Source organism: Halarchaeum nitratireducens (assembly GCF_014647155.1).
Classification (GTDB): Archaea; Halobacteriota; Halobacteria; order Halobacteriales; family Halobacteriaceae; genus Halarchaeum; species Halarchaeum nitratireducens.
Window position 1 is genome coordinate 47,529 of the sequence record NZ_BMOQ01000009.1, and the last position, 16,720, is coordinate 64,248.

Genomic DNA, 16,720 nt, shown 5'->3' on the forward strand with positions numbered 1-16,720 from the left:
ACTCCATGCTTTCCGAGATATTTGACGATTGGACGCTCAGCGACGCGAAGCTCCTTCGTACGGACGTACGCGGGACCGAATACGAGCCGGTCGACGTCGAGGCCGCGGCGTCGAGAGCGAAAGAGAAACTCGGTATTCGCATCCCGGAGAAGAACGGGTACGTCGTACCGCTGTTCGCGACGCACGAACCGACGCCAACAGACGAATACGTCATCTACCGACCCGAGAAGGGGCACATAGGCTGGCACGACTCAGGATTCGGCATCGGCGGAGCCGAGCGGTTCGCCAACTGCGAGCAGCTGAGTGAGAACGAGATCGGACACCGGCTTCGGTTCTGGCTCGACGAACACCGCTCCGAAGTCGAGTTGGACATTGACGAGTCGGCGCTCCCCAACGAACGAATCCATCCGACGGAGCGACTCGGCGAGGATGCGCGACAGGAGTTCTTCGATGATTTGACCGGTTTCGTCGACTCCGAGCGAGAGGCCGAACGCCGAGGGAACTGGGAGCAGTACGAGGATATCGGTCTCGAGGACGCTATCCGTCGAGATCGGGTTTCGGGTCCGTTCATAAGCCTCGGGTCGACCTCCAAGGAGGGTGAGACCCTGTACCGGTACCAGTTTGCAGACGACGAGGACTCGGAAGACGACGATGTCGTTAACCTTCGCGATGACGAGGGGATATTTCCCGGGAACCGATGCATCCTCGACGTCGAATCCGACGATCGACACTTCCCGATCGAAGTCGAGGTCCGGTCCGTCACCGACCCCCGGATCACGATCCGGCCCGTGTGGGAGAGGATTCACGACCGGAGTGCAGTCGAGAAGACCCTCACCAGCGACGAGGCGGAGGTGTGGGTGCACGAGCTACTGAACCCAGTCCCGTACGACAGACGCGTCGACGCGATCGATCGAGTCGAGCAGAACGATTGGAAGCGTGACCTGTTGACTGGCGACCGCCCCATCGAGTACTCTGTCAACAAGTATGCACCACCAAATCCCGGCCTCGAACTGAACGAGTACCAGCGACTCGCCCTCGTCTGGGCCGATAGTGCGGAGGATGTCGTGTGTATCCACGGCCCCCCAGGGACGGGGAAGACTCGGACCCTCACTGCCTACGTCAGACACGCCGTGTCACGTGGCGAGTCTGTCCTTGTGACTGCACACTCGAATCAAGCCGTCGACAACCTCCTCGTCGGCGACAGCTCACTCGGAACGCCCGAGGATGGGACACTACACGCGATGGCACAGGACGACGACATCGACCTGTCTATCGCACGCGTCGGGAACAACTCTCGAAACAGGGTCGTTCAGAACTACTACACCGATCGGTCAACGAGCGAGGCCGACGTCGTCGCCGCGACAACGAGCGGCACCGCAATCTTCGACCAGGACGAGTTCAACGTCGCGGTCGTCGACGAGGCGACACAGGCGAGCCGACCAGCGACGGCGATCGTGTTGAACAGCGCTGAAAAGCTCGTCTTAGCTGGCGACCACAAGCAGCTACCACCGTACTGCGCCGACGAGACGAAGAAAGAAGAGGACATGCACATCTCGCTGTTCGAGTATCTCCTCGAACGGTACGACAGGGCGCTCTCGGTGCTGTTGCAGAAACAGTACCGGATGAACGGGGAGATTGCCGCATTCCCCAACGAGGCGTTCTACGACGGGAAGCTCGAGACCGCCGACCGGAATCGCGACTGGTCGATATCCGACCTCAAACCGTTCATAGGTGTCGATATCGACGGGAAAGAGAAGACGCCTAGCTACGGGAATTCGTACTACAATCCGGACGAGGCGGAAGCGGTCGCGAAACAGGTCCAACTCTTAGCGCAGAGTGGGGTCGCCTCGGAGAACATTGGCGTCATTTCTGCATACAGCGGTCAAGTATCCAAGATCATCGATCAAGTGAACCACCTCGACATCGAGGACACACGGGCGGTCAGTGTCGACACTGTCGACTCGTTCCAAGGTGGTGAGAAAGAAGCGATTATCGTCTCGTTCGTCCGTAGTAACGATGACGGATACAGCGGCTTCCTAGAATTCCCCGACGAAGGCCCGCGTCGCTTGAACGTCGCACTAACTAGAGCACGGAAACGCCTCGTGTTGGTTGGGGACTGGGAGACGTTAGGCACGTGTGCGCCGCATCGTTCGAGTGAGGAGAGCTGTGCTGAACTCTACGAGCAGTTAGCGACTCACATTCGGTCGCGTGAGAGAATGCTCTCGATGAGAGAGTGAGAGCTACTCTCGAACACTGACTCGCCGACCGACGAGATACCCTTGTCCGGCTTGGAGACGGACACGGATCGTTTCGCCGAGTGTTCCACCCTCAATGTGTACTTGGTGGTTCTTGTAGTGCCCCATCGTATCTCGGGTACCACCGTCAGACTCGACAGTCACTTCCACGACCTCCCCTTCGAGTTCAGACTGTGGGACCCCATTACTCGAAGATCGAGATGAGTGTGACGACGTGTTCGACTGTCCGTCGCTGACTTCTACAGTCGATCGCTGATACGATTCCTCGGATCGGACTTCGCCATTGACGATTACGTTACTGTTCTTCCGCGCGCGGTCGTGGAACGTACCTTTGCTATCACCGACGTCGCCCGGCATCGACTCTCCAGTATCGTACGCCGGATCGTTGCGGTGCCCGTACCCGTAGCGATCCTTGTTATCTCTACTCACACAAGGAGTGTGTTTCCTTTGTAATATAGGTCTGCGGGATATATTCTCGTGTGAGTGGTGTTGTATTCAATCGCCGACAACAGAATTCGAAACGTATTCCTACGATGAAACTGACGTCATCAGCCCAATAGAACGCAGCTTCTTTACCTGGTCTCACTGCACACCAGGAGAATCTGGAATCCGACGCGGCTACAGAGATGGCAAGATAAGCGGTCATCCTGACCCGAGCTCAGTCCGAACGTCTTCACCAATAACGGGGCCATACAGTAGAGCAGCCCAAACACCTAGTTATTTAGCCTTTCACATTCGTAATTACACTCACTATCACCTGTTGCACCAGTTCCTAGAGGCTCTAGTTGCGAATCAGTCGTAGAGATATCATCCGAGAATTCGGCACCTCCATCTTTTCATCTCCGAGTTCATCTGCGTCAATAAATGAGCCAGCATGGATAACCTCATGAACGATATCCAGCTCCTCAGAGCGAACGTTCGATCTCAAGATATATCTGAAAACGCGGGATACTTACAAAACCCGGCCCCGATGAAGCCGGTTCCCTGATGACAGAGCCACTGTGGAAACTACGGGGGCTTATCGGAGATACGTGGTTCCAAAAATCTGTTCTCGGACTTGGAGTAGCCCGTACCCGACTCCCATCACAGGGCTAGCGCAGCTAAGAATCCGATTATGGCACTTACGACCATACCCGCTAGAGCTGGCACTTCAGCTATAAATCCTTCTCAACAGTAAGGTGAAGTCGGGTCTTCAGTACAACCGCTATAGGATATCTCTCATTGAATGGTTCTACAGGGCTGTTTCATTCGGTGGACTGCTTGAGCTTCTTGTTATTCATCGTAGTCTTGCACGTCACGGTCTTTGTTCCGGGTGTCGAGTTCTTGGATCAGCCTCTTCTTGATTCGTGCACAGGACTCGGCGTCGAACTCGATATAGCCACCGTCAGCGGATAACTCAGATATCACTTCTTGACGGAACGTTTCCATCACCCCGGAATACTCACGGAGGAACGTATAATTCGATTCGAAGATGTCGTATAGGTCAAGTAGATGCTCAACCCTGAGGAAGATAATCGGGACTTCGAGATCGGTATCATCTCCTTCTACCAGGGTGAACCAATCGCGAACGCGCTCTACCGTCGGCTCGAACTGCCCCTCCCGAAAAATATCGGAAACGAAGATATGGGCGTCGATCGGATCACCCCGCTTGAGGACATCTGAGATATATTCCCGGTTGCTTTCCTCCAACACATAGTATACGACTTTGTCTTTCTCAGTGGAGCGAATGTTGTACCCGCGAACGTCCGTCGTGAGCTTGGGATCGTAGCCCCCGACCCAATAACTCTGATCTCCATCGGGGATAATTAGACAGCCATCTGTCTCTTTCCGTCCTTCTCTCCCCCAGCGTTCTGTGAAATTGAATATCGATTTCAGGAGGTGGAAAACATCTCTCTCGAACTTCTTGGCAGAGTAGCCATCGAGGAAGTCGTCTTCTGGACCGTCCTCAGAGCCGTAGTGTTCCAGAATTCCAGTATCGACTTTCGATTGAAGTTGTCTGAGGCTCTTCGCAGCCTTCTTCGATCTCATTCGATACCGGTCCTGCGCTCCCCGGTGGCTTTTCTCGACCGCCTCAACGAGCAGGCCTCCAGGGTCATCAGACCGAAGGAGGTCGATGAGATTGATCGTCCCAAAGCTCTCCAGCTCTTGTTCGAATGCGGTGCCGTACGTGACGAACACCGTATTCAACAAGTATTGTCCAATTCGCTGTGGCTTATGGCTTGAGAGCGGATGTATGAAGTATTCGTACCGATAGTCTTGGGTCGCCTCCAGTCCACCCTGGCCTGAATCCTGGGTACGTCGAAAGAGAGTTCGAATGTATTGGCTAGTGCCGACCTCTGTCTCCTCGATGTGGACACCTTGGAGTTTCACGTCGCGCTCGTCACTGACAACCGTTGTGTCGATGTCGCTAAATTGGCTCAGAACGTCCTCGAATATCTCCTCGTGATCAATGGATAGCGTATCCATTGGCTCGAAGGATTCGTTTCCACATTCCTCGCAGACACCCGGCTCTTCGTCGTATTCTGTTCGACAGCCCCAACAGACGAATTGATTCCCCTCCTCATAATTGAGATATGGATCGATGAGTTCCTGATCGTGGTCCTCAAGTTCGTCATAGTAGGTATCGTATGCCTCATTGCTACCCGAGAGGATCTGATGAAGGATGAAGTCCGTCTGGTACTGTAAATGATAGGGATATACCTTCTCAAACGAGATGTTGAACTTAGACTCAATTACCTCTTTGATGGCTTCCGTTTCCTCGTCGTCAATGTAGCTGGCCTGTATCTCGAATGAGAATCCTCTGTTAAGGCGTTCTACTTTGATCTTTGCGATGTTATCGCTCCGTTGATCCCTAAATTTGAGATACGCTATTTTCGAGGCAATCTGTGGGGAGACGACAGTCGGATTGATACTGTCATCCTGCAGGTCATCTTGTACGCCAGAGGAATTTCTGATAGTGAGCTGGGATCCATCAGGTAATTTACTCTGCCTAAATCGGACCTCTACCAGGTCAAGTGATTCTAGTTCCTCTCCAAATATCTTCGAGAGATCATCTAAGACAGATTCATCAGCACGCTCTTTCAGAACTTTCTGAGCAGTTCCTTCCTCAGCAAATTCGGAGCCGAGCTGATTCTGACGACGTTTTTGTCCCCGAATCTCTAAGAGAGTTGGCTCAATCAACCGGCCGAACAGCGGAGACCAATCGTCGTCCAGATAGCTTCGTACAGTTTGGTCTGACTCACGTGGGCGAGAGACCTGTTTTCGAACCCAGATAACTATCAAATCCCGCTGTAGTCGGTCAACGACGAAATTAGACTCGGGTATCCTCTCTAATTCTTCTTCTACATCTGCAGGGACCTCAAACTCGAACCGGTCTCCTGGACTCTTTTGCTGCCATTTGCTTTCTGCCCAGACGGTAGAGAGAACCGTCTCTGGGTCACTATCATCTGATTGGAGCTCGCTGAGAAGTCCTTGCTTGGATCCGTACACTGAGTCTATGATGTCACCGTCTCTCCGATAGATCTCATTGAGTAGATTTTCGTCAGTCCGCTCGCTGCTGCTCATATTATCGTATTTCCGGCCAAGCAGCAGTCTCCAAAATTCGTCAGAGTCCGGGAGGTTCATACTGGAGTCATCTTCTGCTCCGCCTCCAGACTGAGATGACATAACAACCCATTCGAGTCAGGATATAAAATACCTTCCTAGCTACAGGTTCCGCCAGTGAGGCACGGCTTTGCTTCTGTACGTGATGCAGAGGGGGTGATTAAGTATCAGCATCAATAACGGAAAGTCGTATTACCGATGGCCGATCTTCCGGATTACAATTGGCAGTCTATCTACGAGAGTCAACCCGCCACAAATGGCTCAAATCTCGTCAACGAGTTCTATATCCCGGCTCTCGAACGAAGCGTTCGCTACGACCGAGTTGCAGGCTACTTCTCTAGCAGTGCCCTCGCCGTTGCGGCTCGCGGCGTCCACGCACTCGTGGAAAATGATGGTGAGATGCGACTTATTGTCGGTGCAGAACTGTACGAGACTGACCGTCCCGTTCTGGAAGCCCTCTCGGACGAACTCAGCGAGGGCCTCGATGAACTCGACGACGAACGGCTTGACGCCCAACTCCAACTCCTCGCACAGCTCCTTCGGGAGAACCGCCTTACGATCAAGGTCGCTGTGCCACGGCGTGGCAGTTGGGGCATCTTTCATCCCAAAGTCGGCATCTTCCACGACAATCAGGGGAGCTCGATTTCCTTCGAGGGGAGCGTCAATGAGACCGCAGGCGGCTGGGAGCGGAACTACGAACGCTTCAAGGTACATCGAGAATGGCACGAGGGCCAGCGAGAGTATGTTGAGGGAGACATCAATACGTTCGAGCGACTCTGGACGGACGACCACCTCTACGTCGAAGTCTACGACCTGCCCAAAGCTATCGAAGAAGAGATCATCGACTGGAAGGCTCCTAATTCTGATACAGGGGTCAATACCGCCCTCCAGATCGCACGTGGCGAGGCCCCTCCCACAGAGAAGGACAAAGCGAACATCGTTGCAGACGGCTCACTCAGTCCCGGTGGACTCGCGCTCGCCGAAGAGGGCAGCACCATCACACCGTGGCCCCACCAGCGCGTCGTCTCTGACACGCTCGTCAACACCTACCCGAACAGCTTCCTCCTCTGTGACGAAGTCGGCCTCGGGAAGACCATCGAGGCAGGGCTCACTCTCTCTCGGCTTGGCCTCACTGGCGAACTCGAAACGGGCCTTCTCCTAGTCCCAGCAAGCCTCACGATCCAGTGGCAAGAAGAGCTCTGGGAGAAATTCAACATCAATGCCTACCGCTTTGACCGTGGGAGCGGGAATCAGTACGCCTTCCACGATGCATTCGGTCGGGAACACGCACCACCATCGGCGGCTGATTTAGACCTCGACGCCGATGAGCGTGAGGAAGCATGGGTTGAAAGTCCGATGTGGCGTTTCCTCCACCAACGACAGGCAGAAACCACGACGGACGGGCCAACTATCGTGATTATGTCGTGGCATACGGCCCGCCTTGACGACCGCTGGGACCAAATCGCCCCTCGCGACAACGGCCAAGTGCGAACACGTAAAGACGTCCCAGCTAGCGTTCGTGGCCGAGAGTCAGTCGACCGAGAGGGGGTCTGGGACGCAGTCATCATCGACGAGGCACACAACGCCCGCTCCGGGAGTAAGTTCTACACGCTCCTCGAACGACTCCGTGAACACACTCAGGCGTACTACTTACTGACCGCGACGCCGATGCAATTGCATGCCGGCGAACTCTACGACCTGATGACACTGCTTGACCTCCCCGATGGGTGGGACACGAAAGACCAGTTCATCGAGTTCTTCAAAACACGACAGGCGCTCACGCAAGCACTCCACCAGCAACTCGACGGAGAGGCGCCGTCCGAGGAGTCATGGTCGGCACAAGCCACACTCGACGAACACCGCTATCAGGATCGGCTCCCAACTGAGCGTGCGCTCTCCGACCAAATCTTCGACACTGTCGCCGCCGAGCTCGAGGTCAACGATGAGGAGCAGGCACGAGCGATTGCGAAGCAGCGCGTCCTCGAAGCGTGCAACCTTGCGAAGGATTACGGCGAACACTACGATGGCTATATTGACCGTTTCGAGGCCGCAGTTCGGGAGTACGATGTCGATCCGTTCGAGGCGAACGAGGAGGAGAAGCTCAAATACCTGCTCTATCCGGATTGGAAAGCTGAGGAAGAGTGGCTCACGTACTCGCGGAATGACCGGCTCAGTGCGCTCGATGATTTCTCCGAGGCTGGTTGGCGCGTCGTCCAAGATGTTCTCGCAGAATCGACGCCTGTCGACGCGCTCATTCACCGGAACACTCGTGACACACTCCGGAAGTACGAGAAGGTCGGCCTACTCGATGCAACGGTTCCCGATCGAGATCCAGAGCAGCGGCAGATCGAACTCACGGACGAAACACGAGATGTCTACGACCGCATCGACGACTACACGCGGAAGTTCTACAAGCTCGCCCAGCAGTCCGATGAGGCTGAGACGCGCGCTATTGGGTTCGTGATGACCACGTACCGACAACGCCTCACGAGCAGCGTCTATGCTATCTCACAGAGTCTCCAGAACCGGCTCGAAACCCTCCGCACCCAACGCACCGTCCTCAAGGGGAAACAGCGTGCCGCCGAGCGCACTCACGCGGACTCCCAGCAGGTCATCCTTGAGACGCTCTCCGAGTACGATTTAGAGGATCTTGATACGCTCGATGAACTGGAGGGCGACCTTGAGGACGCAGACCTCTCAGAGGTCATTCCGAACGTCACCGACCAAGGGATCAACCTGCTAGAACAGGAAATCGAGGAGCTCGAGTCGTTCGTGAACGACTTGCGGCAGATTGACCACGATCCGAAGATCGGCCAGCTCATCGACGACCTGGATGAGCTCGATCGAGACGGACACAATCGGGTCATCATCTTCACGCAGTACACGGACACGATGGACTTCATCCGCGAACAGCTCACGTCCATTCATGGCGCAACCGTCGCAACCTACTCTGGACGCGGCGGTGAGATGTACAACGCAGAAGACGGGACATGGACGACGGTTGGGAAGGAGCGCGTGAAACGGGAATTTGCAGCGGACGACGGACAGGTTGATATTCTCGTCTGTACGGACTCCGCAAGTGAGGGGTTGAACCTTCAGGAGTGTGGCGCACTTATCAACTATGACCTGCCGTGGAACCCGATGCGTGTCGAACAGCGAATCGGCCGCATCGACCGTATCGGCCAAGAGTTCGACGAGGTCACGATTCTCAACTATAGCTACAAGGATACCGTTGAGACAGACATCTACGACCGCCTCGACGACCGTATCGGTCTCTTCGAGAACGTCGTCGGCGAGATGCAGCCCATTCTCTCAGGTGTGAGTCAGCAGATCCGGGATGCGACACTTAACGCTGACAGTAGTGACCGCCAGCAGGCCGTTGCAGAAGCGGATCGTCAGTTCTCCGAGCAAATTGAGGACCAAGAAGAGAGCGACAGAGTTGATGTCGGTGAATCACTCGAGTCAGTTGATGGGCTCGTTGCACAGGACGTGATCGACGAAGCGAAACTTGACGCCTGGCAGTCTTACGCTCATCCCGATATCGTCGACGTCGGTGATACCGAGTACGAGCACCCCGCACCGTATCAAACCCAAAGCCTACAGGCCGTCCTTGTCGGGAACGAGACCCTTGAGAAGGCAGGCGTCGTGTTCACCCCGCTCAGCGACATCGAAATTGACCTCAACGACGGCGACTACGACGATGAGTTCGCGTTTGCGGAGAGTACGTATCGGCTTTCAGTTGGAGACTCGTCGATTGATGCGCCAGAGCCCGATGGTGAACAGACGCTCGCACAGGCTGTCGCACCCGGTGAAGAGGAGGTTGCAGTAACGTTCGACACGGAGTGTGCCAACGAGTTCCCATCGGTGCATCATCTCGCGCCTGGGAATCCGCTGCTCGCCCAGCTCGTCGATGTCCTTCAACAAGCAAGCGAGGAATCCGAGCGGTTCTCCAAGCAGATACAATCTAGATCAGAGCAGACCGACCATCCCATCGTCTGTGGATGGGGGCGCGACGGCGACCTTGGACGGCTCACAAGCGATGGGTCAGTTGCCGAAGATCAATCGATGAGCATCCTCCAGTCGTGGTGTGAAACGTTTCTCAAAAATCGCAAGCAGGCGATAACCCCCTCGTGAAGTACCCCTCCAGAGGTTCTACTCTGATGACGGGGAGGAATTTAATGAGTTCACGTGCAGGCGATATCCGCGCACGAGGCAGTCGCGCGCTCAATAGACCGTGCATTCACTATCTGTGAGTTAGATGGTCATTCTAGGAGTAAACTTATCGCATCGGCTACTTGACTCAATAACAACGCTTCCTCGCTATGCATACGCAGGCAACAGTTACTAATCGAATCTCAGAGCTCTGTCGGGAGGAACACGCCGAGCTCCTCAGCGGACTCAACAACCGAACGGCTTGGAGTAAAGAAGGCGACCTTGGATACGGCAACCAAGTCGTTTCTGCAGCCCACGATAATCGAACCGTTCTAGAACTGATTCAGAACGCACGGGACGCAATTGCTGAGGGTGGCGAAGAGACGGACGGTCGTATCGCAGTCATCGTCGGACCGGAATCCCTTCTAGTCGCGAATTCCGGTGAGCCGTTCCGTCTGGACGACGGGGAGGTATTCGAGGCTGTAACCTCGCTTGGACGCTCCGCGAAAGCAAAGGATAGGGGGTCAATCGGTGAGAAGGGAGTCGGATTGAAGTCGATTCTCCAACTGAGTGAGGCGTTCAGCATCCATTCGAGCGTGGGTGAGGAACAGTTCTCGGCCAAGTTCTCTCGGGCTCAGACCGCAGAGATGGTCCTCGCGATGTACGGAACGCTGCTCAACGAAGATTCGTTTATCGGTCGCCTCGAGGGTTCGGACGAGCAACGCGAATTAATCGAGAACTGCCGTTCACTTGGCCCTGAGCAGAGCGCAGTCCCGGACTACATCGACAGCGACGAGCTGATTGACCGGCTACTCGCCGACCGACGCCATAATCCACCGACACCGGCAGAGCTTCTCAGTGACCTTCCCCGCCTCTCGCTCTTCCGGTATCCGTTCCTCGGCAGCGACGAGAAATCCGATTCATTCCTTCTCCAGAGACACCTCATCCAAAACCGCAACTCGGATTCTGCTCCGGGAGAGCGAACGGACGAACGGCTTTCCAACTGGTTGGGCGAACGCCAGGGCGAGTTCTCGACAGTGGTGGAACTCGACTATTTGGATCATCAGTGGCGTGACCTCCTTGATCAGATTGACGGCATCCTCGCGGCATCAGACGGGGAAGCGGCTTCGACTTTCCGAGACCACCGCTCATCGGATCCCGTCGACCGCACAGAGTTCCACGAACGACGCCAGCGGGAGTTCTGGCGGGAATGTACCAATATCTCACCCGAGACGCTGATCCTCCTCGATCAAATTACGGAACTAGACCTGATACGAGTGACACGCGACGACTCGGGGACCCTACAAATGGCGGACCGACACCAGGTGACGATACAACCGGGGAGCGCGCAACCCATAGCGGGCCAACCGAACACCATCCGTCGTTCGGTCAACTATACAGTCCGAGCTGACGATCAGAGCACACGAACTCGTCAATATCGACAGTACACGAGAACGTACGAGGACCTCGTATCCAACGACGGAGAGGGGGAGCCTGGCAACATCCAGCTCCTGTTCGAGCGTCCCCCTGAATCAATCGCGGACTGGACACCCTCCGCGAAGCCGCTCTACCTACACTATCCGATAGAGAAGGCGCGGACTCCATTCCCCTTCGTCGTTCACGCGCCGTTCCGCGTCGAGTTCGATAGGCAGTCGCTGGCGGACGACGAGCAGAATCGACGCGTCCTCAATCGTCTCCCAGAACTCGTTGCAAGTGCCGCTGCGGATCTCGCAACGTCCGACGAAACACGAGCTAGCGATGCGCCGTTCAGTTCGTGGATGCCCTGGATCACAATGCCGTTACAAGCTGAATCGGACGTGAATGATGATAACCCAGTGACGAACGGCATACAGGACGTGCTCAGGCTGCTTCGAGAGACACTAATCGTCCCAGCCGAAGGCGCAAGTCCACAAGCACCAAAGGATACTCTCCTCGATCCCGAACGACTCTACGCATTCGAGGCGCTTCGCCGGGATGCACCCGAGGCACCGATTCCGTCACGGACCACTGTCGAAGCGGGGAGAAAATGGCGCCAACGCATCTCTGAATCGAACAACGAGAGCTCAGAAGCGTTTCGGCGGTGTGCGAGCCGGCTGGGGCTCACAGAGATCCTTGAGCGCCTCTTTGACGATGAATCGAGTGGTGAACGGGGCTGTATCGATATTCTCTGTACGTATTGGAGTTCTAATACTGACACTGTATCGTCGTCTGAGTGGGCAGTACCAGTCGAGAACGTAGAGCACGCAACATCGTATTTCGAAGCTATCTGTTCTATTCTCAGGTCAGCCTCCCCCGGCGAGGAACTCGACCTTGACAACGATTCGGACGTGAAGCGAGCCGCAGAGAAACTCGGGGAAAAGCGGGTTCCGCTCATACCTGCCGAAGCACACCAAGAGGGGGATGCGGCAGAGTCTCGAGGTGTCACCCATCTTGTTCGTGCTCGGTCACGGCGTGACACACAACGCGGCCGGGGAGCGCGTCGAAGCGAACGCATCGTCTTCCGACGGACCGGCAGTGGCCAGAATTCGAAGTCGATCATCTCGGAGCTCCCATCACCGCCGACTGCGCTCCCAGTATTCGTCGTTCCGTTTCGAACCGAGTGGATCGGCCCGCTCGAAAGTTTCAATCGAGACTGGGGGACCAGGAATCTGGATAGCCCTGCGGAGTTCTACCGGCGAGTCGCCGCAGAAGCCGGTGGCTACTCTGGAGATCCGACGGCAGACCCCAGTGTCATCGGCTACCTCAGTGACCTCTACGAAACCGTTACGCGGGGACAGCTAGCTGAGTGGCTCCACCCACTCCCGCATCGAAATCACCGGTTTGACGATGTTGAAAACACACTTACGGGGGCTTCGACGGACGATCTCCCGTCGGACTATGATGACTACCTTGAGCGACGATATACGCAGCAGGTTGAATTACCGATAGACGGAAGCGGTGGTACGGACGAAACGCTCGCAGCCGAGCAGATCATGTTCGGAACTGAGTGGGTAACGGAATTTGAGGCAGTTGCAGACGTCCTTGAGACAGCCGACTCAGACAAGGATCGGTTTCAAGACGCTGATTCGTACGACGGATCACGGGCGACCACGTTTCGGCGATGGGCTGCTGTCATAGAGAACGCATCTGGTGCCGCTCCACCGGAGACACCGACGCTAGCGGGACCTGATGAGGACTATTGGCAACGAGTATTCGAAGGAGAGACAGGCGACCGCTACCGGGTGCAGCGTCTCGACTTCCTCAGCCACCTCGGAGTGCAAATCGGACCCCGAATCGATTGGCGGTGGGTACTCCCGACAAGAGGGGACAACGATCGGGGTGCGGGAACCCTCAGTGTCTCCGAGGCCCAAGCGCTCGCACGGGGAGAGGTACCGGACGATCATGGCGGTTTCAATGCTCCACGCGAACTCCTAACAGACTACAGGGACGTTATCTGGCGTTCAGATAACCACCCTGCATTCACCGCCACACACTCGCCGGGCTGTGGAAGCAACTGGTTGGAATGTAGCGTGGAGAACTGGGCCGCAGACGACTCGAAGGAGGCACTCCTACCGGTTTGGTGGTACTTTACTGACCTGCCACGGATAACCGACACCGCGGCTCGTGAGCAATACCGAGATGCGATTATGCTTCTCTGGCCGGACCTAATCGATACGGTTTCGGACGGGGCGTGGCTCTGCAGCAACTGGCATTCGTTTAGCGAGAGTCCAGACAACGCTTCTGTCCCCAGTCTTGGAGTGGTCCAACTAGCTCGCGAGAACATCTGGCCGGTCGACAAACAGTTCGAAGATGAGGGCGGTAACGACCGGCACACCGTCGAACGTGGAACCACAGCCTCCGCCGAGAAGCTGATTCTCGATGAGTCGGAACAAGTCCGAGGCGCGGCTCAATACCTCCCCCGTGTTGATACTGCTGCACTCGAAGAGCGGTTAGCGTACATACCTGGCTCAGAGACAGTCGACGTTCGGTCATTCCTCCGAACGCTCGGCATTCGGGAGATTGGTGACCTTACCCCGCCAATGGCAGCTCAACGTCTCGATTGGTTCCTCAAACAGTTCGCCGTGGACGACACTAGAGTTCCGCCTGGGAATTCCTTCGAGATAGCCGCGGACTGGTCAGCACGAGCGCTCTCCGTTCCGATTGACGCACTGATGCGTCGACTCGCCTCGGAGCGTGAACTCACAACCCGACTCGATGATCAGTCCGCCATCCGTCGCTGGATTCGGCGCGACCTCTGGCACCTTGGAACTACAGTTCGGGTTACAGAAGGACGCACATCGAAGGGACTCCAAATCGGCTCGAACGCCCACTTCACGGCGGACGAGGGATCAACTCCTCGACCTGTCGTGTTCACTCAGCCACTCTCATCGTTCTCTCGCGACCGATTGGTACGGGACTCGCGCCCATTCGTAGAACGGCCGGCCGATACGACCGAGGTTGCGTATATTCTGGGGGACGAGGGGAACAACGACCAGGAAGCTACAGAGGTTACCTTCGGAATCACCGTCGAGAGTGAGCCGCCGACACCACGGCCAGTCCAAGGTGGTGAAGTGGAATCAGGAACGGAACGTCTCGATAGTCTCCAGTCAACGCTCCGGCAGCGACAACAGTACCTGCTAGCGGCATACCTAGAGCACGCAGCGGCACCGAACCTCCAAGAAAAGCACGAGCAACTATCTGCGGTTATTGAGAATCAAATCGCAATCGTCGAGCGGGACGAGGACGATGACACCCAGCGGAACTCGGCACAATGGGAGCCAACGGAGGGATATCAGGATTCTACGCCGCATATCGCCCTGTTCGAAGACTCGGTTGAGCGTGTCGATGGTGACGCGATACCACCGTACCTCGCTGCGGATGGCATCGTCCAAGTCCTCGAACAGTTCGATCTCGCGGACACCTTCGAGAACGTGCTATTCAAAGACGAATCAGCCTTGGAGACGGAGTATCATGGCGCATTGGAGGATGTCAGAGCAGAAATCAACGAACTCCGAGAACAACGCCTCAAAGGCGTGTACAACTCCCTCGAAGGCCTCGTATCAACGGTTGCTTCCGATGAATCACTGACCCGGATTGACGATCTCGATATCGACGCCCGTGTAACGCTGAATGCGTTACGCGAACTCGAAGCAGGCAAAAGCGCTATTGAGGGGAATACGCTCCTCGAATCATGGTTCGGAACCCTGACCGGCAGCTGTGGACTCAATGAGGACATCGCGACGAAATGTCTCCGTGCCGCAGCGACAGATGACGATGCAGTACGCCATCAGATAATCTATCAGCTCGACCAGAATTCAGAGGTGGTCGATGTTGACGCGCTCGTCGAGACCGGCCACCGGTGGCGTAGCCTTGAGGCATGGCCGGCGACACAGGCAACGCGCCAAATCGAGTCATATAGCGTGATAATCGCTCGCCTCCGCCGGTTCTGGGAAGGCGTTGGCGAATACGAGGACGCCGGCGAATCCACGCTCGAACGCGCAGCGAGCGACGCAAGAGACGTATCTTCGGCTCCGAAGCCAACTCGACGTGTGGCACGGTTCATCCCGCAGCCGGGATCTCTTGATCCGGCGGTTCGCAACTGTCGCCTCGGCTCGCTCCCCGTTCTCGAAACGGATCCGTCTCTACTTGAGCAACTCAGTACTGCAGTCTCCGAATGGCTGAACTCGGAGTGGACTGACCTGAAAGAGTCCGACATCGTCTACACCGATCCGCAACTCGAAACGCGGATCGAGGCTCTCATCGAGGCGGCAGCTACCCCACGTAGTGATGATGGAAACGTCGACGATGCGCTCGCCGCGCTCACCGGGTCAGAGCAGGGACAGTCCCCGGGAGACGGACAGACAAGAGGCGATCTTACGACCGATTGGATTCACGGCCGAGACGATTCTCTCGACTCGCTCGCATCGCGTGTCTCGGCAGCCGGATCGGTTACAGGTGGTGGGTCACCCAGTATCGGTGACTCGTCGGGAACGATGTACGGACAACCGAACGTCGAGATCGACGCGAGAGGCCGGGAAGGAGAGTTGATCTGTCTGAATCGTGCCTGGAGCCGATTCCAGCCGGCACCGTCTCAGGTTCGGTCGTCAATCTTGGACCACCTCAGGACGTGGCGCGGACACGACGCATGGCGTATGAAGTCGGTCGACGAGATTGCTGCATCGTGGAACAGCCCTAACCTCGATTCTCAAACGTCTTCCCATCCCGTCGACCTGCTCAAGGCCGAGAGACTGGATGAAACGAGTGAAGCGAAAGCCGCGTTCCACGCATTGTTCGACACGTCTGCGGAACGTGGACCGGGATTCGACCTAATAGACCCCTTTGCGGAGATGCCCGAATCGGCGTCTATCGCGTCGTGGTCCCCCGGTTGGATGTGTCGGGTGGAGTCGAAAGCTGTCGCCGCAGAGCAGATGCGGAGCGGTCGCATCAAGCTCACCGGAAACGAACTCAGAATGTCGTTCCGAGACGGGCCAGGTTCAACGAAAAGCGAACGCACCGACGAATCACGAGTGTCCCAGTATTTAATTCGACTTGTCGGATTCACTACCGACTGGCGAGGCGACGACAGTGAGACTGTCCAACTGCTGGATATCGACAACGTCGATGAACTCGTAGGTGTGAACCAAACCGGGATGGAAATACTGGAGAAACTTCGAGGTGGCTCCTTCTACATCACCTTTACCGCGGACTCGGTATGAGTTAGCGCCCGGTGG

At 56.1% G+C, this 16,720-nt stretch carries 4 protein-coding genes; 3 read left to right on the top strand and 1 reads right to left on the bottom strand.

Annotated elements, in window-relative coordinates:
* The first annotated feature begins 5 nt into the window (after positions 1 to 5).
* On the top strand, positions 6 to 2,237 hold the full coding sequence (locus IEX91_RS14690; RefSeq protein ID WP_188879929.1) for an AAA domain-containing protein: 2,232 nt from the start codon (positions 6 to 8) through the stop codon (positions 2,235 to 2,237).
* A gap of 1,290 nt (positions 2,238 to 3,527) precedes the next feature.
* Here the strand turns inward: IEX91_RS14690 and IEX91_RS14695 are convergent.
* Positions 3,528 to 5,921 carry a hypothetical protein gene (locus IEX91_RS14695; RefSeq protein WP_188879930.1) on the bottom strand — a complete coding sequence of 798 codons (2,394 nt, stop codon included), beginning with the start codon at positions 5,919 to 5,921 and terminating at the stop codon, positions 3,528 to 3,530.
* Positions 5,922 to 6,056: 135 nt separating this feature from the next.
* Between IEX91_RS14695 and IEX91_RS14700 the strand changes: the two genes are divergently transcribed.
* On the top strand, positions 6,057 to 9,992 hold the full coding sequence (locus IEX91_RS14700) for a helicase-related protein (RefSeq protein WP_188879932.1): 3,936 nt from the start codon (positions 6,057 to 6,059) through the stop codon (positions 9,990 to 9,992).
* A 188-nt stretch (positions 9,993 to 10,180) separates the two neighbouring features.
* Positions 10,181 to 16,705 carry a sacsin N-terminal ATP-binding-like domain-containing protein gene (locus IEX91_RS14705; RefSeq protein ID WP_188879934.1) on the top strand — a complete coding sequence of 2,175 codons (6,525 nt, stop codon included), beginning with the start codon at positions 10,181 to 10,183 and terminating at the stop codon, positions 16,703 to 16,705.
* Positions 16,706 to 16,720 lie beyond the last annotated feature (15 nt).